This window comes from Cellulomonas endometrii, from assembly GCF_949769265.1.
In the GTDB taxonomy this organism is placed as follows: domain Bacteria; phylum Actinomycetota; class Actinomycetes; order Actinomycetales; family Cellulomonadaceae; genus Cellulomonas; species Cellulomonas endometrii.
Genome location: NZ_CATKPC010000001.1, coordinates 440,514 through 466,918, shown reverse-complemented (window position 1 = coordinate 466,918; position 26,405 = coordinate 440,514). Strand labels below are relative to the sequence as shown.

General features: G+C 75.5%; 23 protein-coding genes and 1 tRNA gene. 17 read left to right on the top strand and 7 right to left on the bottom strand.

What is annotated here, in order from left to right; all coding sequences use genetic code 11:
* The first annotated feature begins 413 nt into the window (after positions 1 to 413).
* The 9 genes from QNH85_RS19910 (at position 414) to QNH85_RS02215 (ending at position 8,637) form a co-directional block, all read left to right on the top strand.
* A complete protein-coding gene (locus QNH85_RS19910; RefSeq protein WP_346016285.1) occupies positions 414 to 1,148 on the top strand; it encodes a pseudouridine synthase in 735 nt (244 codons plus the stop codon).
* Entirely contained in the window at positions 1,145 to 2,269 is a 1,125-nt protein-coding gene (locus QNH85_RS02250; RefSeq protein ID WP_213284244.1) for a prephenate dehydrogenase, read from the top strand. Before QNH85_RS19910 ends, QNH85_RS02250 begins: the two co-directional genes overlap by 4 nt.
* Positions 2,251 to 3,009 carry a (d)CMP kinase gene (gene cmk / locus QNH85_RS02245; protein ID WP_428830338.1) on the top strand — a complete coding sequence of 253 codons (759 nt, stop codon included), beginning with the start codon at positions 2,251 to 2,253 and terminating at the stop codon, positions 3,007 to 3,009. The genes QNH85_RS02250 and cmk overlap by 19 nt, the downstream gene beginning before the upstream one ends.
* Complete coding sequence (locus QNH85_RS02240) at positions 3,006 to 3,668, top strand: lysophospholipid acyltransferase family protein (protein ID WP_282944265.1); 663 nt, start codon at positions 3,006 to 3,008, stop codon at positions 3,666 to 3,668. Before cmk ends, QNH85_RS02240 begins: the two co-directional genes overlap by 4 nt.
* A 48-nt stretch (positions 3,669 to 3,716) precedes the next feature.
* Complete coding sequence (gene der, locus QNH85_RS02235; RefSeq protein ID WP_282944264.1) at positions 3,717 to 5,303, top strand: ribosome biogenesis GTPase Der; 1,587 nt, start codon at positions 3,717 to 3,719, stop codon at positions 5,301 to 5,303.
* On the top strand, positions 5,300 to 6,472 hold the full coding sequence (locus QNH85_RS02230) for a hypothetical protein (RefSeq protein WP_282944263.1): 1,173 nt from the start codon (positions 5,300 to 5,302) through the stop codon (positions 6,470 to 6,472). The genes der and QNH85_RS02230 overlap by 4 nt, the downstream gene beginning before the upstream one ends.
* A 73-nt stretch (positions 6,473 to 6,545) precedes the next feature.
* On the top strand, positions 6,546 to 7,226 hold the full coding sequence (locus tag QNH85_RS02225) for a GntR family transcriptional regulator (RefSeq protein WP_282944262.1): 681 nt from the start codon (positions 6,546 to 6,548) through the stop codon (positions 7,224 to 7,226).
* Entirely contained in the window at positions 7,223 to 8,515 is a 1,293-nt protein-coding gene (locus QNH85_RS02220; RefSeq protein WP_282944261.1) for an MFS transporter, read from the top strand. The genes QNH85_RS02225 and QNH85_RS02220 overlap by 4 nt, the downstream gene beginning before the upstream one ends.
* 48 nt (positions 8,516 to 8,563) lie before the next feature.
* Positions 8,564 to 8,637: transfer RNA gene (locus tag QNH85_RS02215), tRNA-Pro, on the top strand.
* A gap of 147 nt (positions 8,638 to 8,784) precedes the next feature.
* Here the strand turns inward: QNH85_RS02215 and QNH85_RS02210 are convergent.
* Positions 8,785 to 9,087 carry a tyrosine-type recombinase/integrase gene (locus QNH85_RS02210; RefSeq protein WP_282944260.1) on the bottom strand — a complete coding sequence of 101 codons (303 nt, stop codon included), beginning with the start codon at positions 9,085 to 9,087 and terminating at the stop codon, positions 8,785 to 8,787.
* A gap of 141 nt (positions 9,088 to 9,228) precedes the next feature.
* Positions 9,229 to 9,819: a TetR/AcrR family transcriptional regulator gene (locus QNH85_RS02205; protein ID WP_282944259.1), complete on the bottom strand. Its 591-nt coding sequence runs from the start codon at positions 9,817 to 9,819 to the stop codon at positions 9,229 to 9,231.
* Positions 9,820 to 9,915: 96 nt separating this feature from the next.
* On the opposite strand from QNH85_RS02205, the gene QNH85_RS02200 reads away from it, so the two are divergent.
* The 3 genes from QNH85_RS02200 (at position 9,916) to QNH85_RS02190 (ending at position 12,568) form a co-directional block, all read left to right on the top strand.
* A complete protein-coding gene (locus QNH85_RS02200) occupies positions 9,916 to 10,836 on the top strand; it encodes an alpha/beta hydrolase family protein (RefSeq protein ID WP_282944258.1) in 921 nt (306 codons plus the stop codon).
* Positions 10,837 to 11,087: 251 nt separating this feature from the next.
* Entirely contained in the window at positions 11,088 to 11,795 is a 708-nt protein-coding gene (locus tag QNH85_RS02195; RefSeq protein ID WP_282944257.1) for a MarR family transcriptional regulator, read from the top strand.
* Positions 11,792 to 12,568, top strand: coding sequence for a nucleotidyl transferase AbiEii/AbiGii toxin family protein (locus QNH85_RS02190; RefSeq protein ID WP_282944256.1), 777 nt, complete (start codon positions 11,792 to 11,794; stop codon positions 12,566 to 12,568). The genes QNH85_RS02195 and QNH85_RS02190 overlap by 4 nt, the downstream gene beginning before the upstream one ends.
* A gap of 655 nt (positions 12,569 to 13,223) precedes the next feature.
* On the opposite strand, the gene QNH85_RS02185 is transcribed toward QNH85_RS02190, so the two are convergent.
* The 5 genes from QNH85_RS02185 to QNH85_RS02165 form a co-directional block, all read right to left on the bottom strand.
* Entirely contained in the window at positions 13,224 to 15,071 is a 1,848-nt protein-coding gene (locus QNH85_RS02185; protein WP_282944255.1) for an Ig-like domain-containing protein, read from the bottom strand.
* Between the two features lie 70 nt (positions 15,072 to 15,141).
* Complete coding sequence (locus tag QNH85_RS02180; RefSeq protein ID WP_282944254.1) at positions 15,142 to 16,206, bottom strand: class C sortase; 1,065 nt, start codon at positions 16,204 to 16,206, stop codon at positions 15,142 to 15,144.
* A gap of 58 nt (positions 16,207 to 16,264) precedes the next feature.
* On the bottom strand, positions 16,265 to 17,722 hold the full coding sequence (locus tag QNH85_RS02175) for a SpaH/EbpB family LPXTG-anchored major pilin (protein ID WP_282944253.1): 1,458 nt from the start codon (positions 17,720 to 17,722) through the stop codon (positions 16,265 to 16,267).
* Positions 17,719 to 19,842: a SpaA isopeptide-forming pilin-related protein gene (locus tag QNH85_RS02170; RefSeq protein WP_282944252.1), complete on the bottom strand. Its 2,124-nt coding sequence runs from the start codon at positions 19,840 to 19,842 to the stop codon at positions 17,719 to 17,721. The genes QNH85_RS02175 and QNH85_RS02170 overlap by 4 nt, the downstream gene beginning before the upstream one ends.
* 676 nt (positions 19,843 to 20,518) lie before the next feature.
* Complete coding sequence (locus tag QNH85_RS02165; RefSeq protein WP_282944251.1) at positions 20,519 to 21,148, bottom strand: acyltransferase; 630 nt, start codon at positions 21,146 to 21,148, stop codon at positions 20,519 to 20,521.
* Between the two features lie 159 nt (positions 21,149 to 21,307).
* Between QNH85_RS02165 and QNH85_RS02160 the strand changes: the two genes are divergently transcribed.
* Genes QNH85_RS02160 through QNH85_RS02140 form a run of 5 tightly spaced genes read left to right on the top strand, consistent with a single transcriptional unit; the run spans position 21,308 to position 26,394 of the window.
* Positions 21,308 to 22,426, top strand: coding sequence for a Gfo/Idh/MocA family protein (locus QNH85_RS02160; RefSeq protein ID WP_282944250.1), 1,119 nt, complete (start codon positions 21,308 to 21,310; stop codon positions 22,424 to 22,426).
* The gene (locus QNH85_RS02155; RefSeq protein WP_282944249.1) at positions 22,423 to 23,439 is read left to right on the top strand and encodes an NAD-dependent epimerase/dehydratase family protein; all 1,017 of its coding nucleotides are present in this window, start codon (positions 22,423 to 22,425) and stop codon (positions 23,437 to 23,439) included. The genes QNH85_RS02160 and QNH85_RS02155 overlap by 4 nt, the downstream gene beginning before the upstream one ends.
* Before the next feature lie 14 nt (positions 23,440 to 23,453).
* Complete coding sequence (locus QNH85_RS02150) at positions 23,454 to 24,572, top strand: DegT/DnrJ/EryC1/StrS family aminotransferase (RefSeq protein WP_282944350.1); 1,119 nt, start codon at positions 23,454 to 23,456, stop codon at positions 24,570 to 24,572.
* Positions 24,569 to 25,294: a NeuD/PglB/VioB family sugar acetyltransferase gene (locus QNH85_RS02145; RefSeq protein ID WP_282944248.1), complete on the top strand. Its 726-nt coding sequence runs from the start codon at positions 24,569 to 24,571 to the stop codon at positions 25,292 to 25,294. Before QNH85_RS02150 ends, QNH85_RS02145 begins: the two co-directional genes overlap by 4 nt.
* On the top strand, positions 25,291 to 26,394 hold the full coding sequence (locus QNH85_RS02140) for a DegT/DnrJ/EryC1/StrS family aminotransferase (RefSeq protein WP_346016284.1): 1,104 nt from the start codon (positions 25,291 to 25,293) through the stop codon (positions 26,392 to 26,394). The genes QNH85_RS02145 and QNH85_RS02140 overlap by 4 nt, the downstream gene beginning before the upstream one ends.
* The last annotated feature ends 11 nt before the right edge of the window (positions 26,395 to 26,405 follow it).

Here is a 26,405-nt window from a genome sequence, read left to right as displayed (position 1 = left end):
CGGGTGCCGGCGGACGCCCCGGCGGTGGCGGCGCGGGCCGCCCGTCGGGCGGTCGTCCGGGTGCCGGCGGCGCGGGTCGCTCCGGTGGTGCCGGCGGCGCGGGTCGCTCCGGCGTCCCCGGAGGCCGGGTCGCCGGTGAGCGGCGCGGCGGCCCGGGACAGGGCGGTGGCTGGCAGGGCGGCGGCTCCGGTGGCGGCTCGGGTCAGGGTCGCAGCGGCGGCCAGGGCGGCGGCTGGCAGGGCGGCGGTTCCGGCGGTGGCTCGGGTCAGGGCCGCAGCGGCGGCCAGGGCGGCGGGCGTCCCGGTGGCGACCGGCGCAGCCCCGCGGGCGGCATCGGCCGCCCCGGCTCGAAGTGGCCCTCCCGCCCCGCGCGCCCGGCGGCACCCCGCCGCCGCTCGGAGCCGACGGTCGACGTGCACGACCCCGAGGGCGTCCGGCTGCAGAAGGTGCTCGCGCAGGCGGGCCTCGGCTCGCGCCGCGCGTGCGAGGAGCTGATCTCGGCCGGCCGGGTGTCGGTGGACGACCAGGTCGTGACGGAGCTCGGCGTGCGCGTCGACCCGCTCACCTCGGTCATCCACGTGGACGGCCTGCGCCTGCAGCTCGACCAGTCGATGATCACCATCGCGCTGAACAAGCCGCTGGGCGTCGTCTCGACGATGCACGACCCGGAGGGGCGCCCGTCGCTCGCGGAGTTCGTGCAGGGCCGTGAGGAGCGGCTGTTCCACGTCGGCCGGCTCGACGCGGACTCCGAGGGCCTGATCCTGCTGACGAACGACGGCGAGCTGGCGAACCGCCTGTCGCACCCGTCGCACGGCGTCACCAAGACGTACCTCGCGACGGTCGACGGCCGGGTGTCCGGCGGCATCGGCGCGCGGCTGCGCAAGGGCGTCGAGCTGGAGGACGGCGTCGTCGCGGTCGACGACTTCCGGCTGATCGACCAGACGCCGCAGGCGAGCCTGGTGGAGATCGTGCTGCACGAGGGCCGCAACCGCGTGGTCCGCCGCCTGCTGGAGGAGGTCGGGTACCCCGTGACCCGGCTGCTGCGCGTCCAGATCGGCCCCATCAAGCTCGGCGACCTGCCCCCGGGCCGCACCCGCGTGCTCGGGAAGGCGGAGGTGGGGTCGCTGATGACCTCGGTGGGCATGTGACGGCGGCGAACGGCGGGGTCGCGACCCGCGGCCCCGTGCGCGTCGTGGGCACCGGCCTGCTGGGCGCGTCCGTCGGGCTTGCGCTGACCACCCGCGGCGTCGACGTGACCCTGCACGACCCGTCCCGCACGGCGCTGGCGCTCGCGCGCGACGTCGGCGCGGGACGCCCGGCCGGCGACGGCGACCCGGAGCCCGCGCTGGTCGTGGTCGCGGCGCCGCCGGACGTGACGGCCGACGTGGTGCGGGCCGAGCTGGCCGCGCACCCGGACGCCGTCGTCACCGACGTGGCGAGCGTCAAGGGCTACGTGCTGGCCGAGCTGCGGGCCGCCGGCGCGGACCTCACGCGCTACGTGGGGTCGCACCCGATGGCGGGACGGGAGCGCTCCGGCCCCGCCGCGGCGGTGCCGGACCTGTTCGTGGGGCGGCCGTGGGTCGTCGTCGGCTCCGGCGAGTCCCGGCCCGAGGCGCTGCTGGCCGTGCGGGCGCTCGCCACCGACCTGGGCGGGGTGCCCGTCACGATGGACGCCGACGCGCACGACGCGGCGGTCGCCGTGGTGTCGCACGTGCCGCAGGTCGCCGCGAGCCTGGTCGCGGCGCGGCTGCGGGGCGCGGAGCCGGACGCCCTCGGGCTGGCCGGTCAGGGGCTGCGGGACGTCACGCGCATCGCGTCGTCGGACCCGGCCCTGTGGACGTCGATCCTCGCGGCGAACGCCGAGGCCGTGCGGGACGTGCTGACCGGCCTGCGGGCGGACCTGGACGAGGTGCTGGCCGCGCTGGGCAGCGCCGCGCAGGCCTCCGGGCCGGAGGACGTCGAGCTCGGGGCCCTCGCGCGGATCGCGCGGCTGCTCGCGGACGGCAACGCCGGGGTGGGCCTGGTCCCGGGCAAGCACGGCGGTGCGCCGCGCCGGTACGCGGTGGTCACGGCGCTGGTCCCCGACCAGCCCGGAGAGCTCGCCCGCCTGCTGACGGACGTCGGCGCGGCCGGCGTGAACCTGGAGGAGCTGCAGCTCGAGCACGCGGCGGGACGGCCCGTCGGCATGGCGTCGGTGTCCGTCGACCCCGCGCGCTCGGCGCACCTGGAGGCGGAGCTGACGGCCCGCGGATGGAGGTTGGTCCGGTGACGCGCGAGGACGCGACGACGGAGACGGGCGCCCGGCGCCCGGTGGTGGTGGCGATCGACGGGCCGTCCGGCTCGGGGAAGTCGACCGTGTCCCGGATGGTCGCCGACCGGCTCGGGCTCGCGTACCTCGACACCGGCGCGATGTACCGGGCGGCGACCTGGTGGGCGCTGCAGAGCGGCGTCCCGCTGACGGACACCGACGCCGTGGCCGACCTGGTCCGGGGGATGCCGCTCGTCATGGGTGTCGACCCGCGGCAGCCCGGCGTGCACGTCGACGGGCACGACGTCGGCGAGGCCATCCGCGAGACGGCGATCTCCGCCGCGGTGAGCGCCGTCGCCACGAACCTGGAGGTCCGGGCCGAGCTCGGGCGCCGGCAGCGGGACGAGATCGCGGCGCAGGGGGCGTCCTCGTCGTTCTCCGGCGGGCGCGGCATCGTCGCCGAGGGCCGGGACATCACCACGGTGATCGCCCCGGACGCCGACGTGCGGCTGCTGCTCACCGCCAGCGAGGAGGCCCGGCTCGCCCGGCGTGCCCGCGAGGTGCACGGCACGGCGGACGCGGCCGCGGTCGAGGCGACCCGCGACCAGGTGGTCCGCCGGGACGCGGACGACTCGACCGTCTCGCAGTTCCTCGTGGCCGCGGACGGCGTCGTCACCGTCGACTCCTCGGAGCTCGACCTGGAGCAGACCGTGCAGGCCGTGCTCGACGTCGTCGCCCGCACCGCGGACCTGCACGCGTGACCGGAGCAGCACCCGTCCGCGACATGCCGGCGTGGGCGCGCGGGATCGGCCGGCTGCTCGCGCACGGGGTGTGGGACGCGCGCGTCGTCGGCGTCGAGCACGTGCCCGCCGAGGGCCCGGTGCTGTTCGCGGCCAACCACACGAGCGTCGTGGACGGCCCGATCCTCGCCGGCGTCGTGCCCCGGCCGGTGCACATCCTGGTCAAGGAGGAGATGTTCCGCGGCCCGATCGGCGCGGTCCTGCGCGCGTCGGGGCAGATCCCGGTGGACCGGACCGGCGGCGGGCGGGCGGCGCTGACCGCCGCGCTGGGGGTGCTGCAGCGCGGCGGGGCGGTCGGGGTGTTCCCGGAGGGCAACCGCGGGCGGGGCGACGCCGCCAGCGCCCGGGCCGGGGTGGCGTGGCTGGCGGTGAACGGGCACGCGCCGGTGATCCCCGTCGCGATGCTCGGCACCCGGCGCACGGGGGAGTCCGTCGGGCACATCCCGGGGCTGCGCCGGCGGCTGCACGTGGAGCTGGGCGCGCCGGTCCACGTCGAGCGCCGCCCGGGGATGTCCCGCCGGGACGTGACCGCGGCGGCGATCGAGGAGATCCGCGACGCCCTCTCGGCCCTGGTGGCCGACGCCTCGGCCCGCGCCCGGTTCGAGCTCCCCACGGACTGAGCGGGGCGCGGTTCGTCGCCGGGCGCGCGGTCAGGGACAATGGTGCCCATGCGTGACAGCGAGCCGGCCCAGCCGACCACCAGCGGACCCGTCGAGGACGAGATCGTCGACCTCGACGAGCAGGTCGCCGGGGACCCCGGCGACGCGGAGCCGATCGACGCCGAGCCGTTCGACGGCACCGACGTGACCACGGAGGCCGACGACGACGCCGCGCGGGAGCGGGCGCTGCGCGCCGGCCTCGCCGACTACGACCTCGAGGACGAGGACGTCGCGCTGCTGTCCGGCGAGGGCGGCGAGCTCGACGAGGACGGCGCCTACCAGGTGCTGCCCGTGCTCGCGGTCGTCGGCCGGCCGAACGTCGGCAAGTCGACCCTCGTCAACCGCATCCTCGGGCGCCGGGAGGCTGTCGTCGAGGACAAGCCGGGCGTCACGCGCGACCGCGTGTCGTACCCGGCGGAGTGGTCCGGCCGCCGGTTCACCCTGGTCGACACGGGCGGCTGGGAGGTCGACGTCGCGGGCATCGAGGCGCGCGTCGCCGAGCAGGCCGAGGTCGCGATCTCGCTGGCCGACGCCGTGCTGTTCGTCGTCGACGCGACCGTCGGGCCCACCGCCACCGACGAGCGCGTCGTCCGCCTGCTCCGCAAGTCCGGCAAGCCGGTCGTGCTCTGCGCCAACAAGGTCGACGGCCCGCGGGTCGAGGCGGACGCCGCCGAGCTGTGGAGCCTCGGCCTCGGCGAGCCGCACCCCGTCTCGGCGCTGCACGGCCGCGGCACGGGTGACCTGCTCGACGCCGCGATGGCCGCGCTGCCGACGGTGTCCCAGCACGGGACGGCCCGCCCCGGCGGCCCGCGGCGCGTCGCGCTGGTCGGCCGGCCGAACGTCGGCAAGTCCTCGCTGCTGAACAAGGTGCTCGGCACCGACCGCGTGGTCGTGGACGACGTCGCCGGCACCACGCGCGACCCGGTCGACGAGCTCGTCGAGCTCAAGGGCGTCCCGTACTGGTTCGTCGACACCGCCGGCATCCGCCGCCGCGTGCACCAGACGTCCGGCGCCGACTTCTACGCCTCGTTGCGCACGCAGGCCGCCATCGAGAAGGCCGAGGTCGCGGTCGTGCTGCTCGACGCGTCGCAGCCGCTCACCGAGCAGGACACGCGCGTCATCCAGCAGGTCATCGACGCCGGGCGCGCCCTGGTGATCGCGTACAACAAGTGGGACCTCATGGACGAGGACCGCCGCCCGTACCTGGAGCGCGAGATCGAGAAGGAGCTCGTGCAGATCCAGTGGGCGCCGCGGGTGAACCTCTCCGCGCGCACCGGCTGGCACACCGACCGCCTGGTCCCCGCGCTGACGAAGTCCCTGGAGTCGTGGGACACCCGCGTGCCCACCGGCAAGCTCAACGCGTTCCTGGGCGAGCTCGTCGCCGCGCACCCGCACCCGCTGCGCGGCGGCAAGCAGCCCCGCATCCTGTTCGCCACGCAGGCGTCGACCCGCCCGCCGCGGTTCGTCATCTTCGCCAGCGGGTTCCTCGAGGCCGGCTACCGCCGGTTCATCGAGCGCCGCCTGCGCGAGACCTTCGGGTTCGAGGGCTCGCCGATCTCCATCTCGGTCCGGGTGCGGGAGAAGCGCAAGCGGTGACCCGCGCGGCCCGCGGTGCGGGCGAGCAGCTCGAGCGGGCGGGCGCGCCGGAGACCGGCGTGACCGCCCACCGGCCGCTGCTCGCCGGCCGCTCGCCGGTGCTCGTGCTGGGCCTGCCGCGCGACCCGGCCGGGCCGCGGCACGTCGCCGGGTTCCTGGCCGTCACCGTCCTGACCGTGCTGGTCACGCGCGGCGCGCTGGCCCTCACCGGGTTCCCCCAGCTGGGCGGCGGTGGGCTGCACATCGCGCACGTCCTGTGGGGCGGGCTGCTGATGGCCGTCGCCGTGGTGGCCGTGCTGTCGTGGGCGGGACCCGTCGTGCGGCCGCTGGCGGCGCTGGTCGGGGGCATCGGGTTCGGGCTGTTCATCGACGAGATCGGCAAGTTCGTCACGTCGGACAACGACTACTTCTACGAGCCGACCGCGTCGCTGATCTACGTGGTCGTCGTGCTCCTGGTGCTGGTGGGGGAGACGATCCACGGGCGCCGGGCGCGCGACCCGCACGAGACCCTCGCGGCCGCGGCGGACCTCGCGGTGGCCGGCCTGGCCGGCGGTTTCTCGCACCGGGCGCGCCGGCAGGCCCGCGAGCTCGCCGACGCGGCGGGCGACGTGCGCGGTGCCGCCGAGGTGCGGGCGCTGCTCGACGCCGTCGAGGACGACGCGCGCGAGCTGCCCGACCCGATCAGCGCCGTGTCGCGGGCGGTCGTCGCCGCCTCGCGGCGGATCGTGCGCGTGCGCTGGCTCCCGCGTGTCACCGTGGGCGTGCTCGCGGTCGCCACCCTGTACACCGTCGGACGGGGCGTCGTGCTCGTCGCGTCCGGCGTCGACCTGCCGTGGTGGGCGATCGCCGGGATGCTCGCCAGCGGCGCGGCCTCCCTCGTGTGCTCCGTCGTCGGGCTGCGCCTGGTCGGGCGGGACCGCCGGCGCGGGTACGAGTGGTTCCGGCGCGCCGTGCTGGTGAACCTGCTGCTCACGCAGATCTTCCTGTTCCGGGTCGACCAGTGGAGCGCCGTGACGGGGCTCGTGATCGACCTCGTGCTGCTCGGGGTCGTCGCCGCCGAGCTGGACGTGCTGCGGGGCCGCACCGGCGGGGACGGCAGCGCGGCGGACGCCGCGGCCCGGGACACCCGCGGCGCCGGCGCCACCGGCACCCCGCGCGCCGCCCGCTGAGGCGTGGCCGTCTGCGGTCCACCCCTCGGACGCGTTGCGCATCTGAGATGCAACTGAGATACATGTAGGAACCATGCAGTCGCCTCCCGCCGTTCCCGCCGCCGACCTCGCGTACCGCCACGTCAAGGACGCGCTCCTGTCCGGGCGGCTCCCGGCGGGGGAGATGGTCAGCGAGGGCGACGTCGCCGCCGAGCTCGCGATGAGCCGCACGCCGGTGCGGGAGGCGTTCCTGCGGCTGTCCACGGAGGGGTGGCTGCGGCTGTTCCCGAAGCGGGGCGCCCTGGTCGTGCCGGTGGCGCCGGGGGAGGTGGAGGCGGTCGTCGACGCGCGGGTGCTGCTCGAGTCGCACGCGGTCGACGTGGTCGTGGGGTCGGACGCGGCCCGGGACCGGCTCGTCGCCGAGCTGCGCGGGCTGGTCGACGCGCAGCGCGCGGCCCTCGCCGCCGGCGACCTCGACGCGTACGCGACGCACGACGCAGCGTTCCACCTGGCGGTCGTCGCGGCCGGCGGCAACCCGGTGCTCACGGACTTCTCCGTGACGCTCCGCGAGCGGCAGCGCCGGATGGTGGCGCTGTCCGTGGGCGCGCGCGGGGAGCGGGCGCCGGAGTTCGTCGCCGGGCACGAGGGCCTCGTCGCGGCGGTCGAGGCCGGGGACGCCGCGGTGTTCCGCGACCGGCTGCGCGCCCATCTGCACGAGGCGCACCTGCACCGCGCCGCCACGGGCCGCCCGGACCGGGCGGAGGCGGAGCGGTGACCGCGCCGGGTACGACCTCGGACCTCGCTCCGGCCCCGGCATCGACCGCGGCCCGGGTGGTCGGCGGCGGCGCGGGCGTGGACGCCCGCACCTGGCTGCGCGTCGGTGCGCTGATGTTCGCGGTCGCGTGGGGCGGCAACGAGTTCACGCCGCTGCTCGTCATGTACCGGGAGGTCAGCCACCTGTCGGTCCTGACCGTCGACGCGCTGCTCGCCGCCTACGTGGTGGGCATCGTCCCCGCGCTGCTGATCGGCGGCCCGCTCTCCGACCGGTACGGCCGGCGGCCGCTGCTGCTGCCCGCGGCCCCGCTCGGCATCGTCGGATCGCTGGTGCTGGCGCTCGGCCCGGCCTCGGTGCCGGCGCTGGCGGCCGGGCGGGTGCTGTCCGGACTGGCGCTCGGCCTGGTGATGGCCGTCGGCACGACGTGGGTCGCGGAGCTGTGCGCGGCCGCCGGCTCCCCGCAGGCGGGCGCCCGCCGGGCCTCCCTCGCGCTCACCGCGGGGTTCCTGCTCGGCGCCGGCATCGCGGGCGTCCTCGCGCAGTGGGGCCCGTGGCGGACCGGCACGCCGTACCTCGTGCACGCCGTGGTCACGGTCCTCGCCGGCCTCGCGGTGCTCACGGTCCCGGAGACGCATCCGGTGCAGCCCGGCGCGCCGCGGGGGCGGCTGCGGGACGACCTGCGCGTCCCCGCCGTCGGGCACCGGCGGTTCCTGCGGGTGGTGCTGCCGCTCGCGCCCTGGGTGTTCGGGGCCGTGGGCAGCGCGTACGCGGTCCTGCCGGGCCTCATGCGGTCGCACGCCGGGGGCGTCCCCATCGCGTTCTCGGCCCTGCTCACCGTCGTCACCCTCGCGGTCGGGTTCGCCGTGCAGTCGGTCGCCCGCCTCGTCGACACCCGGCACAGCGCCCGGGCGTCCGTCGTCGCCCTCGTCATCCTGGTCGTCGGCATGGGGCTCGCCGCCCGGGCCGCCGCGACGCTCGCCCTGCCGATGGTCCTGGTCGCCGCCGCCGTGCTGGGTGCCGGCTACGGGCTGGCGCTCGTCGCCGGGCTGTCCGAGGTGCAGCGCATCGCGACGCCCGACGACCTCGCGGGCCTCACCGCCGTGTACTACTCGGCCGCGTACCTCGGGTTCTTCGTCCCGGCGGTGCTCGCCTGGCTGTCGACGCGGTGGGCCTACCCGCAGATGTTCGTCGCCGGCGCGGTCGTCGCCGCCGGCTGCCTGGCCGTCGTCGCCGCCGCGTGGCGCGCCCACCTGCCCGCGGGGGACAGCGGGCCCGTTCGCATGCGGTAGAGTTTCCGAGGCTCCTGCGGGGGCCGTGATGGTCCCTTCGAGGGCCATCGGGCTGTGGCGCAGCTTGGTAGCGCACTTGACTGGGGGTCAAGGGGTCGCAGGTTCAAATCCTGTCAGCCCGACGTGATGTCGCAGGTCAGAGGCCGTTTCCGGATCATCGGAGGCGGCCTCTTTCCGCGTCTGGAGGGGCTCGTACCCCCATTGAGCCCCGTCGGGCCTTGACGGCGGCCCCGCGGCCTTCGCACAGCAGGTCCGGTATGTGGGCCGTGTCACTCTGCGCTCGTGTCGTCGCTTGCCGGGAGTAGCGCGTCCGCGAGATGGTCGCCGGCCTCTCGGACGACCTTGGCTGTGGTGTGTCCGTAGATCTCGAGAGTCGTGGTCGCGCTGGCATGACCCAGGATGTCGGCAACGGCGCGGGCGTGGATGCCGGCCTCGAGCATGTGGGTAGCAGCAGTGTGACGCAGGGTGTGGACGCCAGTGCCGTTCGGCAGCCCGAGACGGTTGACGGCGTCCTGCAGCGTTCGCAGGACGTTGCGGGGGTGCCAGACCCCTCCTGTCGGGTTGGTCAACACCGCGCGGAGTGTGTCTCCGTAGACCGATGGGGGGTCTTCGGATCTGCGGGTGGGAAGGTGCGGCTCACCACTTCCACTGCGACAGGCGAGTCTCGATTCGTCAGGTCCGGCCGCCCGCCTGTCCGGTGAGGACCGTACAGCTCAACCCTGGCGAGGGGAGTCAGCGATCGCGGTGCGGCACCCGGCGAGGAGGCGGGTAACCATCTGCCGGGCCTCGTCCCTGCCGTAGCCCGGTCCGGGGATGGACAGGTTCCCCACCGCGCGCAGCAGCGTGAACGCGGCGACCTGCGGGTCGACCTCGCCGGCGTCCTGGCCGGCCGCGAGCAGGGATGCGCACGCCGGTACCAGCTCGTCGAGGATCAAGGCGTGCAAGTTCGCCAGGCTCGGGTCCTCTGAGAGCAGAGCCTCGCTGAGGCCGTGCTTGGTCACCAGGAAGTCCACAAAGGCCGCCATCCACCGCTCCAGCGCCTCGACCGCCGGGATCGGCTGCTCGAGCAGGGACGCCGCGAGGGCCGTGCACTCCTGGACCTGGTGGCGGTAGACAGCGTTGACGAGGTCCGCGCGGGTAGGGAAGTGACGGTAGACCGTGCCCACACCCACCCCGGCACGTTCAGCGACGTCCCGCACCGGCGCCTGCACGCCGTGCTCGATGAACGCCGCCGCCGCCGCGGTCAGCAGTGCCTCGCGGCTTCGCTGCATGCCGGCCTGGCGTACTCCGGTCGTGGGGGTCACCACGCCCTCCCTTGCTCGCGGAACGATGTTCCGTTAACGTCGGCGGAACGATGCTCCGCCAGTGTGGCAGAGCCGGCCCCCTTCGAAGGACATCTCGTGCCCGAAGCCCTCGACCGTCAGCTCATCGCGGTCAAGCCCATCACGGTTCCCACCACCGGTCACGGCGTCGACCGCGGCCTCGACCTGCAGGTCAAGGTCACCGCACCCGTCGACGGCCAGGACCTGCCCGTCATCGTCTTCTCCCACGGCAACGCCTGGTCCATGGACGGCTACGAACCTCTCGTGGATCGCTGGGCGGCCGCCGGGTTCGTCGTCGTCCAGCCCACCCACCTGGACTCCCGCCGCAACCGCATCGGCTTCAGTGACCCGCGCTTCTCCACCATCTGGCGGGTCCGCATCGCCGACCTGCACGCGGTCCTGGATCACCTCGATGACGTCCTCGGCCAGGTCCCCGGCCTGTCTCCCCGCGTCGACGCGGGCCGCGTCGCCGTCGTCGGGCACTCCTGGGGAGGGCAGAGCACCGGGGCTCTGCTCGGGGCCCGTGTCCTGGACGCCGACGGCGCCCCGGGGGAGGACTTCACCCACCCCGCCGTCAAGGCGGGCGCGCTCATCGCGACCACCGGCACCGGTGACACGCTGACCCCGTTCGCGCTGGAGCACTTGCCGTTCATGCGCCCGGGTTACTCCACCATGACCACCCCCGCCCTGGTCATCACCGGCGGCAAGGACCAGTCGGCGATGTCCACCCGCGGACCGGACTGGTTCACCGACGCCTACTACCTCAGCCCCGCCCCCAAGGCGATGCTCACCATCACCGACGGCGAGCACACCCTCGGCGGCGTCGCAGGGGAAGCCGTCCGCGAGACCAGCGACGAGGACCCCGCCCGTGTCGCTCTCGTCGCCGACGCCGTGGCCGCCTACCTCCTCGACGCCCTCAATGCTGACGCCAGCGCATGGCAGGACCTGCAGGAGAAGGCCGCAGCCAGTTCCGGCGTCTTCAGCATCGACAGCAAGTAGACCCGACGCGGCCGGGCTCAGTCGTTTCCCGCGGCGAGCCCGGTCGCGGGCCTTCCTGGCCCGGTCAGTGACCAACGAACGGCTGTGCCCTGCACTCCTCCTGCAGCCCAGGCACCCTCGCCCGCACACCCCGGTGCAGCTGATCTGGCGCAAGCGCCGCTGGCGCTGCCGCGAACAACGCTGGCTCCCGCAGCGGGTCCGGATCCCGCCGGGCCCCGCGTCAACCGTGACGCAGGCGGTACCATAACGATATGGACACCTACTCGGCGCCGCAGGTCGCAGCGGCAGCAGGCATCTCCCTGCCGCGCGTGCACCGCCTGCTCGATCGCCACGGCGTGCCGCCCGCCGCCGGCCCGGGGAAGGCGCGCCAGGTGCCCGCCGCCGTCGCCGAGGCGATCGAGCGCGAGATCGGCAAGGTGCCGCGGCGACGCAGCGGCCTGACCCGCGAGGCCGTTCTTGCGGCCAAGGCGGTCGCGCACGCCCCGCTCGGCATCCGCTCGGCTCGGGCGTTGGCCCGGCTCACGGGCACGAGCCCCACCACGGCCGCCAAGGCCCTGCACGAGCTGCAGGCCCGCGGGCTGGTCACCCAGCGCACCCGCACCGTGGCGTCCGGCCGCGCCGTCGAGGTCACCGAGTGGGTTGCGCGAAGCCTGGCGACCTGGCCGCGGAGCTTGCTCGGCGACGCCAAGGCGGCCGCCCTGCCGCAGCCGCCCCAGCGCGATCGGGCGACGAAGGTGCCGGCGCGGTTCCACCACCTGTTCTGGAACGTCGACGTGCGCGCGCTCACGCTGCCCGCCGACGCTGCTTTCGTGGCGTCGCGGCTGCTGGCCGCACCCGATCCCACCGCGACCGCGTGGGCCGTGACCGGGCTGCCCTACGAGGCCCTGGAGAAGGCGATGTCCTCGCGCAGCTTCGCGCCCCGTGACCGGTGGCTCCTGAACGTTGCGAGGGCATCATGACGGGCAAGAGCGGCGGCGGGCGCGGCACCAACCAGCACGCCATCAAGGGCAGCGCCAAGGCCCGGACCAGCGCGGGTCGAGGGAAGCCTGCCGGCGAGTCCGAGGTCGACCTGTCCGGCCGGCTCGAGGGGCACGAGTTCGAGCAGGCGCTGCCGGAGGGCGCAGCGCACGCGTGGCGCGAGCTCGGGCCGGTCGTGCCCGAGGCTGCCTACCTCGCCGGCGGCACCGCACTGGCCGTGCACCTGCACCACCGGCTGTCGCGGGACCTGGACTTCTTCACCGACGGGCCGTTCGACGAGCAGCAGCTGGCCGAGATCCTCAAGGCCCGCGGCCGGTTCGCGGTGACCGACCAGAGCGCCGGGACGCTCGACGGCGTGTTCGAGGACACCAAGGTCCAGTTCCTCGACGCCACCACCCAGCGCCCGCTGCGCGACTTCACGCAGGTCGACGGCGTGCGCATCGCCTCGCTGCCCGACCTGCTCGCCACCAAGGTCAAGGTCATCGCCGACCGCGGAGAGCTGCGCGACTACTTCGACCTGATGGTCATCGAGCAGCGCACCGACCTGACCGTCGAGGAGGGCCTGGTGCTGTTCGTCGACCGCTACCAGCCCGCGTCTCCCGAGGCTGCCGTGTCCGCGATCGTGCGCGGACTGGGGTACCTCGACGACGTCAACGACGACCCGGGACTGCCCGTCGAGCGCACCGAGGTCGAGGCGTACTGGCGGCATCGGGCACCCGAGATCGTGCGCTGGTTCGCGGCCCAGAGCTGGTAGCGCGTCAGCGCCGCGGCCGCGGGTAGACCATCGCCTCGGCCAGCGCACCGAGGTCGGCCGCGAGGTCGCTGCGCGCCTCTGTGCCGTGCTGCGTGCGTAGCCGGGCGACCAGCGACCGGAACAGCTCTAGGTCGCCGGGATCCCAAGCTCGGGCGTCGCCGGCATGCTCCGCGTACAGGGCGTCGGTATGCCAGCCCAGTCGGCGACGGTCAGGCCGGTGCGGACAACCGCCCGCGTGAACCTCAGCGCCACGGCCGGGCGAACCACGAGGTGCGGGCTTCGAGGTGGAACTGAACGACGGTGCCGAACGAGACGGGGAGCTGACTCACGCGGAGCGCGCTCGGTGGGACTGTTCCTGACCCCAAGCGATGACCCCAGCGCAGCTTGTCCGTGCAGGTCCACACCCGTCCGGTGGTTCAGACCTAGCCGAAGCTCACACGGGAGCGGACGTGTGCGGATGCTCCCGATCGACGACCACGTGAGCTGGGGGTCAAGGGGTCGCAGGTTCAAATCCTGTCAGCCCGACAGATGAAGTAGCAGGCGAGAGGCCGTTCCCGGGAAACCGGGGGTGGCCTCTCGCCGTTCCCCGGTCTACCGGCCGTCGATCGCAGCCGTTGAGCGTCGCGCCCGGCCGGCGGGCGCGACGCCGAGGGGGTCAGCGCGTGCCGGGGCGGGTCCGCCGTCCGCGCAGGCGCAGCGCCGCGAGGCCCGTGCCCACGAGCGCGACGGCGGAGCCGAGCAGGGCGAGCACCTCGGCACCCGTGGCGGCGAGCGGGCGCGCGGCCGGAACCGGGGCCGTGGCCGACGGTGCCGGGACGACGGCGACGGGCGCGGCCGGCAGCGGGGCCGCGGGGAGCGGGGCGGTGGGGCGGAACGGCGGGGGCGGGAACGGCGGGGCCGGTGCCGCGGTGTCCACCGCGAACGGCGCCGACAGCACCGCGGCGACCCCGGCGTTGCCGGCCGCGTCGGTGATCCCGGGCAGGTCGAGGGCGATGGTGACCGCCGCCGACACGCCCGCGTCGGGGGTGAAGGTCGCGGTCCAGGTCGTGCCGCCGTCGGCGGTCGCCAGGGCCGAGAGGGTGCCGCGGGTGGCGGTGAGGTCGGCGAGCGTCAGCGTGGTGACCGGCTCGGAGAACGTGACGGTGAGCGTCGTGGGACCGGTGACCCGCGACGCCGCGAGGGCGAGGGTCGCGGTCGGCGCGACCGTGTCGACCGTGAACGGCGCCGCGGGGGTGACCCCCGAGCCGACGTTCCCCAGACCGTCGACCACGCCGGAGAGGTCGACGCGCACGGACGCCGTCGTGGTCTCGGTGTTCGCGGCGGGCGTGAACGTCGCCGTCCAGACCTGCCCGTCGGTCGTGCTGAGGGCGCTGACCGTGCCGCCGGTGACCACCACGTCGGCGGCGGAGAACCCCGCGACGGGCTCCGAGAACGTGATGGTGGCCGTGGTGGTCTCGCCGATGCCGAGGACCGGGTCGGCCACGGCGACCGTGGCGGTGGGCGGGCGGGTGTCGACGACGTAGGCGCCGGAGCTGACGGTGCCGAGGCCGGCGTTGCCGGCCGCGTTCACCACACCGGTGAGGTCCAGGGTGAGGACGCGTCCCGCGGCCTCGACGCCGGCCGCCGGGGTGAACGTGGTCGTCCACGTGACCCCGCCGTCGGTGCTGCCCACCGGGGTGAGCGTGCCGTCGAGGACGGTGAGGTCGGCGTTCGTGAAGCCGGAGACCGCGCCGGTGAACGTGATGGTCACCGTGCTGGTCTCGCCGGCCTTCAGCGCGGTGTCCGCCAGCATGACGGTCGCGTCCGGCCGCACGGTGCGCACGGCGTAGGAGTTCGAGGTCGTCGTGCCGGTCCCGCCGTTGCCGGCGAGGTCGATCACGCCGGAGTTCGTGAGCGTCACGACGTTCGCCGGGTCGTCGACATCGGCGGCGGGCGTCAGCTCGGAGGTCCACGTGAGCCCGCCGTCGGCGCTGGACGGCCAGCTCACCGTCCCGTTGGCGACGACGAGGTCGCCGCGGTCCAGCGACGTGACGCGCTCCGAGAAGGTGATGGTGACCAGGGACGTCTCGCCGGCCTGGAGCGTCGTGTCGGCGACGACCACCGACGCCGACGGGCGGAGGGTGTCGACGGCGACCGTGGCCGAGGACGTCCCGGTCCCGGGTGTGCCGGAGCCGTCCGCTACCCCCGAGTGCGCGACGGTGACGCTGGCCGTCGTGGCGTCGAGGGTGTCGGTCGGCGTGAACGTCGCGGTGTAGACGATGCTGTCGCTCGTCGTCAGGTTGGTCACCGTGCCGGCGCTGGCGACGACGTCCGCGAGCGTGAACCCGGTCACGGCCTCGGAGAACGTCATCGTGACGGTCGTCGTCTCCCCGATGGTGAGCTGCGTGTCGGCGAAGGTCACGGTCGCCGTCGGGGGAGCCGCGAGGGCCGGCGACGCGGCCGGCAGCAGCGGCGCACCCGCGAGGGCGAGCGTGAGGGTCACGACGGCAGGTGTGCGGCGCATCCAGCGGTCCCCGTTCCGGGTCGGCAGGTGGACCCGGTCGGGTGCGGCGGCCTGCGGTCGGAACGGTATGTCACCGCAGGCCAGCACGGCGGGAACGTCCCCCGGAAGGACCAACGTCCCGGGTCCGCGCGCGCGCCGCGCGGGTCCGGCGCGGCGACCGTCGTGCGAGTGCGGACGGTGCCGACGGTGGGCGGGCCCGGCGGCGGGAGCGGCGGCGGGCCGGCGCCAGGTGGCGCGGTCGGCGGCGGGGCCCGCGGTGCAGCACGACGGCGAGCAGCGTGGCGCCGCCCGCGCCGGCAGCCAGCAGCACGGCCCACCACGGGAAGCCGGCGGTGCGCCCGGTGCCCGGGACGACGCCCTGGCCGCCCTCGGTCGCGGCGACGGTGACGCGGTGCCCCTGGACGAGCAGGCGGTGGGTGTTGACGCCGATCGGGGTGCAGGTGACGAGCGTGACCCGGTCCTCGCCCTCGACGACCCGCAGCGCGGACGCGTCGTCGGGCAGCACGGTGAGGATCTCGTCGACCTCGTACGTGAGCGTCTCGCCCGCGACGTCCACCGTGAACCTGTCGCCGACCTCGAGCGCGCCGAGGTCGTCGAACATGGTGGCGTCCACCAGGCCGGAGTGGCCGGTCAGCACGGCGTGCGTGCTGGGGCCGCCGACCGGCAGCGAGGTGCCGAACAGGTGACCCAGGCCCTCGGCGAGGGTCTGCGCCGACGTCCCGTGCCGGATGGGCAGGTCGACGCCGATGGCGGGGATCCGGAGGCGGGCCATGACGCTCTCTCCGCCGAGCCGGAGCTGCCGGTCGTACCGGTCGGACTCGGCGCGCGCGGCCTGCTGCTCGCCGGTGGGCCCGAGGGTGTACGGGTCCCGGAGCGGGCCGCGCGGCAGGTCGGCGTTGTACGCGCGGGCGTCGGCGAGCAGGTCGCGGCGGGCCGCGTCCGGCAGCTGGGCCACCGCGTCGACGTAGCCGGTCACCTCTCGCTCGTGGGTGCGGTCGGTGAACCAGCGGGCGGCCGACGGGTAGGCCAGCACGACGACCCCGGCGAACGCGAGCACGCCGACGACCACGGCCTGCCAGCCGCCGGAGCGGCGTCGGGACCGTGCGGCGGTCGCGCGGGGGCGGGGTCTCGTCATGGGGTGCGGGTCCGACACGGGCCGGGGACGGTGCGTCCCCGGCCCGTGTCGCCTCAGGTCAGGCCTCGGCGGCGACCCGCTGGCGGCGCGCACGCAGGGCGAGCAGCGTGGCACCGGTGACCAGCAGCGCACCGGCGAACCCGAACAGGGCCGTGCCGGCCGCACCGGTCAGCGGGAGGGTGAAGCCGCCGTTGCTGGCGACGTTCTCGACCGTGAGGTCGACCTGGGTGTCCACGTCGTCGACGTGGACCTCGACCGGCGCGGCGAGCAGCTCGTAGCCGCTCGGCGCGGCGACCTCGGCGACCCAGTAGGACTGGTAGCCGGGCTGACCGACGGCGACAGCCGCGCCGTCGACCCACCCGGAGTACCGCAGACCCGAGATGGTCAGCAGACCGTCGTCGCCCGTGGTCCAGGTGCTGACGCCGTCGATGGTCAGCGGGTTGGTGCCGGCGCGCGCGTCGGCTTCCGTGAGGTACACGCGGAACTGCGCTCCCGCCAGGGCGGCGGCGTCCTCGCTGTCGACCTTCTTCAGCGTGACGTTGCCCCACTTGGTGACGACCTCGGGGGTGACGGACGGACCGCCGGGCTCGCCGGGCTCGATCGTGAAGCTCGGCAGGTTCGGGTACACCACGGCCTCGTTGAGGATCTCGCCGACCGCGATGACCGTCGTGGAGATGACCACCTGCACCTGCGCGTCGCTGTTGGCCGCGAGCTTGAGCAGACCGGCCGGCGTGAACTGCACCGTGACGGTGCCGGCGACGTGGGTCAGCGTGTAGTCGCCCGCGTCCAGCGCGGGACCGTCCTTCAGCGTGACCGTGGCGCTCTCGTAGCGCAGCGCGTCGGCGAGCTGGTCGACGACCTTGTACCCGTCGATGACCTCGACGTCGGGGATGTCACCGGTGATGGTGAACTGCACCGTGTCGCCGAGCTTCGTGCCGGTGCCCTCGTCGACCGTCTTGGAGGAGGTCGTCACCTCGTTCTTCGGGTAGACGTGCACGTCGTACAGCCACGTGTTCAGGTTCGTCGGGTCCGTGAGCGGCACGGTGATGAGGAACGGCGCCGACGGCGTCACGCCGGCGGGGTAGACCGTCTCGGTCACGAGGTACACGCCGACGGGCAGGTTGCCCGCGGTGGCCGTGCCGCCGCCCGCGGTGGTCACCGTCGCCGAGTGCCCGGACAGCTGGGTCTTCGCCGCCGCGGGGGTGAGGGCCTCGAGGGCCGTCCACCCGGCGTTGGTGGTCAGGTCGTACACCGTCGGGTCGACCTGCTGGACGGTGAACTGCACGCCGTCCATCGGCGTGAGGTCGCCGAGCTGCTCGTTGGGCAGGAGCGTCCCGTTGTTGGGGAGCCCGGTGGCGTCGTCCGGCTGCTCGTACTTGTGGATCGTGATCGAGCCGCGCCGGTCCGGGTCGATCACGGGAGCCGCGGTCGCCGGTCCGGCCGCCACGGCGAGCATCGCGATGCCCGCCCCGGCCGCCAGCAGCGCCCTCACGCCGCGGAGGTGTCGTGCCTTCATGCGTGGTTCCTGCTTTCCTCTCGGGTGGTGCGACGGACGCGACGCGCCCGTACGGTGGTGAGGGTGGCTGCGGCTGCGAGCAGCAGGCCGCCGGCCACCGTGAGGGCCCACGGGCCCGCCCCGCCGGCCTCCGGCAGGGAGTAGCGCGGGACGTCGTGGACGGTGATGAGGTCCCCGTCGGCCGTGACCTGCGGGTTCGACTCGGGGTCCGTGAGCGAGACCACGCCGTCCGCGTCGACCGTGAACCGCACCGGCTGCGCGAGCAGGGCGAACCCCTCGGGCGCGACCGTCTCGCGGAGCCAGTAGGTGCCGGGGGGCAGGTCGGCGAGCTCGAACAGGCCCGTCTCGGTCTCGACGGCCGCGGGGTCGGCGAGCACGTCGCCGGCCCGGCCGTCGTCGTCGGCGAGCAGCTCGAAGCCGGAGCCGGCCATGCGGACGACCTCGCCGTCGGCGCTCTCGCCGACCTTGGCGACCCGGATCGTGACGTCGGGCGCGGGCGTGTTCGTGACCGTGCAGGTGTAGGGGTGGTTCTCGGTGGGGACGAACGTCCAGCCGGACCCCGCGGGCTCGGCCGGGACGGGCGCTCCGGTGGAGTCGTCGACGCACGTGAGGCTCGCCCGGTACCGCTCCAGGCCGCTGACCGACCCGGGCGCGACGGCCTCGGTGATCGTGTACGTCTCGCCGCGCTGCACCTGGACCGGCGTGCTGGACGCGGTCGTCGCGGTGCCCGCGGTGGTCACCGAAGCCACGGTGGCGTCACCGGGGTCGGCCGCGTCACCGGGGTCGACCGCCCGGACCGTGAACTGGTCCCGGGCCGCCGCCCGCTCGGGGAGCTCCTTGCGGACGGTGAGCGTCGGCGCCTCGACCCGCGACGTCGCCGTGGCGGTGTTGTTCGCGGTGTCCAGGTCGACGTCCGCGCCGGAGACGCGCGCGGTGTTGGTCAGCACGGTGCCCGGCGCGTGCGGTGCCGTGCCGCGCAGGGTGATCGTGGCCGAGGTCTGGCCGCGGCCCAGGGCGGGGACGTCCGGTGCGGTCCGCTGCGTGCAGGAGAGGTCGGCCCAGGTGGCGACCGTCGGGTTCTGGGTCGCCGTGCAGGTCGGGGGAGCCTGGGCGCACACGAGGTCGCGTCCGCGGAGCTCGCACCCCGCCGGGGCGTCGACGAGGGTCGCGTCGGTGACCTCGGCGGGCACCGCGTCCCGGACGACGAAGCCGTGCGAGTCCGCGGGCCCGTTGTTCACCACGGCGAGGTCCCACGTGACTGCGCCGTCGGCGTCGACCACCGCCGGCCCGCTCTTCTGCATGGCGAGGTCCGCGCGCGGGACCTCGACGTCGATCGAGATGCCGGCCACGGGCGCGAGGCCGCCGTCGTACGTCCTGACGAACTTGTGGAGCCGCTGGTAGATGGTCAGGTCGAAGGTGATCGTGTCGACGAGTCCGTTGAACCGCAGCCTCACCAGCGCCGCGTTGGCGTCGCCGCAGACCCGGGACTGCCAGTCGTCCTGGTTGAGCGTGACGACGTTGTCGGTGAAGCCGCCGGCGGGGTGCGTGGTGCTCAGGAACGACACGTCGGCCGGGGTCGGTGCCGCGCCGTTGACGCTGCGGACGGTGGCCTGCGGCCAGCCGTGCACGCAGCTCGCGGTGGGGATCTGCTCGCCGTGGATGCCCCGGGCCCCTCCGGCGAGGCTGACGCGGAGGACCGGGTTCGCCACCGCCCGGGGGAGGGTGACGGTCACCGGGAAGGTGCCGCACTCGTACACGATCCCCACCGTCCGGCGGTCGGTGATGCAGCCGGGGGTGAGTGCGGACAGCGCGGGGTAGGCCTGGGCCATCGTCCCGCCGCTGAGGGTCGTGACGACCTGCCCGGGCGCGGTCACCCTGATCTCGCCGAGCGCCGCCGCGTTGCCGGGCAGTCGGGTGGTCGCGACGCCCCCCGACGCGGTCCAGCCCTTCGCGGGCCCGTACCCCACGTCGTCCAGCGCCCGGGCCGGCGTGGCGGTCGTCGTCACCGTCAGCAGGGTCAGCGCGAGGACGACCACCGTGAGGAGGGCGCCGGCGAGCAGCCGCCGCGGCGCACGAGCGATCGCTGCGACCGAGCCGGCTCGGGAGGTCCGCTGCGTCACCGCGCGCCTCGCAGGTGGACGGACCGGTCGCGCCCGTGCCGGCTCCGCGGGCTGTCGAGCCGCGGGCCGGCGGTGAGCGCGGCAGGGTCGGGGCGGTCGGCACCGAGGGGCATGTCCATGGCGGGATCCGTTCTCCGCCGCACCCGTGGCGCATCGCCGGGCACCTGCGCCGGGACGGGCGCGGGACCGGGAGCGACTGAGCACGGGGGCGGCTGGTCGACGTGAGAGGGGGCGGCACTCGTTCGGCCCGGTGGGGGCGGCACCCGCCGCAGAGGCGCGGGTGCGGTGCGGGCCGGGCGCGGGACCAGCGCGTCAGGAGCGGTGCTCGCGCGCTGCGGGTCTCGGTTCAACCGGCTCGCACACATCGTGTGCTACTCATGACTCTGCACATCGATCCGGCGAGCGGAGTGGGACGAAGGTCCCGGGCGCGCCGCGCCGGTCGCCCCGCGACGGGCCGCGGCGCGTGGTCCCGGGACCTCGGGCCCCGTCCGGCGGGCGGTGAACGCCCGGGTCGCGGCGGTGCGACGTGCCGGCGGGGCGGTGAAGCGGGGCGTGACGCGCGCGCCGGCGTCGACGCGCGCACCTGCGTGGCGGGTCACCTCGGCTGAGTGGTGGATCCCGCGCGACTAGGTGGTCACGGTGGCCGTGTAGGTGGTGCGGCTGAGTGGTGTTGCCCCTACGGAGCGGGCCAAACCACCCCGTCGGCCTCGGCGAACTCCTCGCCGGTCGTGGGGCAGCGCCACCTCCCCGCACCGGTGGGGACCAGTCGCTCGCCGGTCCGGCCGACCCACGCCACCCGCCGGGCCGGGGACCCGACCACGAGCGCGAAGTCCGGCACGTCGCGGGTCACCACGGACCCGGCGGCGACCAGCGCCCAGCGGCCCACCACGACCGGCGCGACGCACACGGCCCGCGCGCCGACGGAGGCGCCCTCGCGGACGGTCACGCCGACGGCGTGCCAGTCGTCGGCGGTCTTGAGCGAGCCGTCCGGGTTGACCGCCCGGGGGAGCAGGTCGTTGGTGAGCACCACGGCCGGCCCCACGAAGACGCCGTCCTCGAGCACGGCCGGCTCGTAGACCAGGGCGTGGTTCTGGATCTTGCACCGGTCGCCGACGCGCACCCCGGGGCCGACGTACGCCCCGCGCCCGATGACGCACTGCGTGCCGACGACGGCGTCCTCCCGGACCTGCGCGAGGTGCCAGACCCGGGTCCCGGGGCCGACCGTGGCGCGGGCGTCGACGTCGGCGCCGGGCGCGATCTGCGGCGGAGGGAGGGCGCCCCCGGTGGCCGCGGCGTCGTCGTCCATGCGGGCTCCCGGGGCTCGGGGGGCTCCCGGCCGGGAACGCGTCGGGGTGAGCCGGACCCTACGGCCGCGCGGCCCTGGCCGTCGAGAGGGTGAAATGTCCCGATTTGCGTGACATGTCCGTTTCGGATGGCCACGCTGGCGCTGTCGAAGGAGGCCGTCATGACGGATCCGCTCCGGGTCGCGGTGATCGGCGCAGGGTACTGGGGCCCGAACCTGGCACGGAACTTCCGCGCGGCCCCCGGCTGGGACCTGGTGGCGGTCTGCGACCTGGACGCGGAACGCGCCCGCCACGTCGCCGGCCCGCGCAGCACGGTCGACGTCGTCACCTCGACCGACGCGCTCCTCGCCCGGGACGACCTCGACGCCGTGGCCGTCGCCACGCCGGCCGCGACCCACGTCGGCCTGGTGCTGGCCGCGCTGGACGCCGGCAAGCACGTGCTGGTCGAGAAGCCGATCGCGCACGACGGCGCCGCGGCCCGCCGCATGGTCGCCCGGGCCGCCGAGGTCGACCGGGTGCTCATGGTCGACCACACGTTCTGCTACACCGCGCCGGTGCGCAAGATCCGGGAGCTGGTCGCCGACGGGTCGCTCGGCGACATCCAGTACGTCGACTCGGTGCGGATCAACCTGGGCATCGTGCAGCCGGACGTCGACGTGTTCTGGGACCTGGCGCCGCACGACCTGTCGATCCTCGACTTCGTGCTGCCCGGCGGGCTGCTGCCCACCGGGGTCGCGGCGCAGGGCGGGGACCCGCTGCACGTCGGGCACGCCTGCGTCGGGTACCTGACGCTGCCGCTGCCCGGCGGCGCGATCGCGCACGTGCACGTCAACTGGCTGAGCCCGACCAAGATCCGGCGGATGGTCGTCGGCGGCAGCCGGCGGACGCTGGTCTGGGACGACCTCGCGCCGCAGCAGCGGCTCACGGTGTACGACCGGGGCGTCGACCTGGGGCAGAGCCTGCCGGACCGCACCGAGGCGACCGTCTCGTACCGGATCGGCGACGCGTGGGCGCCGGCGCTGCAGGAGCGCGAGGCGCTGTCGGTGATGGTGGCCGAGCTGGGCGCCGCGATCCGCGAGCACCGGGCGCCGCAGACCGACGGGCACGCCGGGCTGCGCGTGCTGGACGTGCTGGAGTCGGCGTCGCTGAGCCTGGCCGACGGCGGCCGGACGGTGCCGGTGGTGCGGCAGCCGGTGGCGTCGCAGCTGGTCGTCGCGCCGCCGCCCCTCGTCACGCCGCAGCTGGCCGCGCTGCCCGTGGGCCCGGGAGCCGCGTCGTGACGGCGCTGGCAGGCGCCCGCGTCCTGGTCACCGGCGGCGCCGGGACGATCGGCTCGACGATCGTCGACCAGGTGCTCGCCGCCGGTGCGGGGCGCGTCGTCGTGCTGGACAACCTGGTGCGCGGGCGGCGGGAGAACCTCGCCCCGGCGCTGGCGACCGGGCGGGTCGAGCTGGTCGAGGGCGACATCCGGGACCGGGACACGGTGCACGACCTGGTGCGCGGCCAGGATGTGGTGTTCCACCAGGCCGCGATCCGGATCACGCAGTGCGCCGAGGAGCCGCGCCTGGCCCTGGAGGTGCTGGTCGACGGGACGTTCACCGTGCTGGAGGCGGCGGCGGAGCACCGGGTCGGCAAGCTCGTCGCGGCGTCGAGCGCGTCGGTGTACGGGCTGGCCGAGGAGTTCCCGACCGGCGAGCGCCACCACCACCACAACAACGACACGTTCTACGGCGCCGCGAAGTCGTTCAACGAGGGCATGGCGCGCAGCTTCCGGGCGATGTCGGGGCTCGACTACGTGCTGCTGCGGTACTTCAACGTCTACGGGCCGCGGATGGACGTGCACGGGCTGTACACCGAGGTGCTGGTGCGCTGGATGGAGCGGATCGCCGACGGCCTGCCGCCCCTGGTGTTCGGGGACGGCCGGCAGACGATGGACTTCGTGTTCGCCGGCGACGTGGCCCGCGCGAACCTGCTGGCCGCCGGCTCGGACGTGGTCGAGGGGGTCTACAACGTCGCGAGCGGCACGGAGACGAGCCTGCTGGGTCTGGCCGAGGCGCTGCTGCGGGCCATGGGGAGCGACCTGCCCGTCGAGCACGGACCGGAGCGCGCGGTCAACGGCGTGGCGCGCCGGCTCGCGGACACGTCCGCCGCGCGCCGCGACCTCGGGTTCGAGGCGCGGGTCGAGCTGGAGGACGGGCTGCGGGAGCTGGTGGCCTGGTGGCGGCCGCAGCGCGAGGCGGTCGCGGCCGGTCGCGCGGGCGCCGGGACCGGCGCGCGGGCGGTGGCGCGGTGAGCCGCCTCCACGTCATGCAGCCGTGGCTCGGCGCGGAGGAGGTCGCCGCGGTCACGGAGGTCCTGGAGTCCGGGTGGGTCGCGCAGGGCCCGCGGGTGGCGGCGTTCGAGGACGCGTTCGCCCGCGCGCAGGGCGCCGAGCACGCGGTCGCCGTCTCGTCGTGCACGGCGGCGCTGCACCTCGCGCTCGTGGTCGCGGGGGTCGGGCCGGGCGACGACGTGGTGGTGCCGTCGTTCTCGTTCATCGCGACGACCAACGCCGTGGTCTACGTGGGCGCGCGGCCGGTGTTCGCGGACGTGGACGCGACGACCGGGAACCTCACGGCCGCCACGGTCGGGGCCGTGCTCACCGACCGCACGCGCGCGGTGATCGCGGTCGACCAGGGCGGCGTGCCGGTGGACCTGGACGCGATCCGCGCGGTGACCGACCCGCGCGGGGTGGTCGTCGTCGAGGACGCCGCGTGCGCCGCGGGCTCGACCTACCGGGGCCGGCCGGTGGGGGAGCGCGCCGAGATCGCCACCTGGTCGTTCCACCCCCGCAAGATCCTCACGACCGGCGAGGGCGGGATGGTCACGACGTCGAGGTCCGACTGGGCGGCCCGCGCGCGCCGGCTGCGCGAGCACGCGATGAGCGTGTCCGCCGCCGACCGGCACGCCAGCGTGCTGGCCCCCCCCGAGGAGTACGCCGAGGTCGGCTTCAACTACCGGATGACGGACCTGCAGGCGGCGGTCGGGCTGGTGCAGCTCGGCCGGCTGCCCGAGGCGGTCGACCGGCGCCGGTCGCTCGGCGCGGTGTACGCGAAGCAGCTCGCCGAGGTGCCGGGGCTCCGGCCGGTGGCGGACCCGCCCTGGGGCACGTCGAACTTCCAGTCGTACTGGGTCGAGGTGGCGCCCGGCTTCCCGGTGGGACGCGACGCGCTGCTCGCCCACCTGGCCGCCGCGGACATCTCCGCCCGCCGGGGCATCATGGCCGCGCACCGCCAGCCCGCGTACGCGTCCGGCGACCACGGCCCCGCCGCGCTCCCCGTGACCGAGCGCCTGACGGACCGCACGCTGATCCTGCCGCTGTTCCACCGGATGTCGGAGTCCGAGCAGGCCCGCGTGGTCGACGCCCTGCGATCGGCGGCCCGGTGAGCGCCCCGGGCCGGCCGCTGGTGCTCGTCGGGGCGAGCGGCCTGGCGCGCGAGGTGCTCGCGGTGGTCCGGCAGCACGGCGCCCTGGAGGTGGCGGGCGTGGTCGACGACGCCCCGGAGCGGGCCGGGGAGGACGTGGACGGGGTGCCCGTGCTCGGCACGCCGGACGCGCTGGCGCGGCGCACGGACGTCGACGTGCTGGTCTGCGTCGGGCGCGGCTCCGGGCGCGCCGAACTGGTCGGGCGCCTGGCCGCGCTCGGCGTCGGCGCGGACCGGTACGCGACGGTCGTGCACCCGTCGGCCCAGGTCCCCCCGGGGTGCACGGTGGGCGCCGGGTCGGTGCTGCTCGCGGGTGTCGTCCTGACCGCCGCGGTGCGGGTCGGGGCGCACGTGGTCCTGATGCCGCACGTGACGCTGACCCACGACGACCGGGTCGGGGACTTCGCGACCCTGGCCGCCGGGGTGTCGCTCGGCGGCGGCGTGGTGGTCGGCGAGCGGGCGTACCTCGGCATGAACGCGGCGGTGCGGGAGCGCGTGCGGGTCGGGGCCGGGGCGACGCTCGGGATGGGCGCGGCGCTGCTGACCGACCTGCCCGACGGCGAGACGTGGGCGGGCGTCCCCGCGCGCCCGCTGCTCGGCGGGGCCGTCGCGGCCCGGCCCGTCGCGGACGCGGCCGCCGCGCACCGGCCTGCCGGCCGCGACGAGAGGCCGGTGGCGGTGTGAGCATCCCGCTGGTCGACCTGGCCGCGCAGCAGGCGGAGGTGGACGCGGAGGTCCGCGCGGGCCTCGACGAGGTGTTCGCGACGACGGCGTTCATCGGCGGGCCCGCGGTCGCCCGGTTCGAGCAGGCGTACGCCGCCGCGGCCGGGGCGCAGCACTGCGTGGGCGTCGCGAACGGCACCGACGCGCTGGAGCTGGCGCTGCGCGCGGTCGGCGTCGGACCCGGCGACGAGGTGGTGCTGCCCGCCAACACCTTCGTCGCCACGGCCGAGGCGGTCTCCCGGATCGGTGCGGTGCCGGTGCCGGTCGATGTCGACCCGCGGTACCTGCTCATGGACCCCGGCGCGGCCCGGGCGGCGGTCGGGCCCCGGACCGGGGCGGTCGTGCCGGTGCACCTGTTCGGGCAGGTGGCGCCGGTGGAGGAGCTGGCGAAGACCGCCGCCGACGCCGGGGTGCCGCTGGTCGAGGACGCGGCGCAGTCCCACGGCGCCCGGCGGCGCGGCCGGCCGGCGGGGAGCGTCGGGCTCGCCGCGGCCACCAGCTTCTACCCGGGCAAGAACCTCGGCGCCGCCGGGGACGCCGGGGCGGTCACGACCGACGACGCGGACGTCGCGCGGACGGTGCGGGTGCTCGCCGCGCACGGCAGCGCGCGCAAGTACGACCACGAGGTCGTCGGGATGAACTCGCGGCTCGACACCGTCCAGGCCGTGGTGCTGGAGGCCAAGCTCCGCCGGCTGGAGGGGTGGAACGCGCGCCGGCGGGCCGCGGCCGCGACGTACACGGAGCTGCTGCGGGACGTCCCGGGCGTGCGGACCCCGGTCAGCGCCGACGGCAACGAGGACGTCTGGCACCTGTACGTGGTGCAGGTCGACGACCGCGACCGGGTGCTGACCGCCCTGCACGCGGCGGGGATCGGCGCGGGCGTGCACTACCCGACGCCGGTGCACCTGACCGGCGCGTACCGGCACCTCGGGCTCGGGCCGGGGGCGTTCCCGGTCGCCGAGGCGGCGGCCCGCCGGATCCTGTCCCTGCCGCTGCACCCGCACCTCACGCCGGAGCAGCAGCACCGGGTCGTCGACGCCCTGCGGCGCGCGGTCGCGTGAACGGGTGGGAG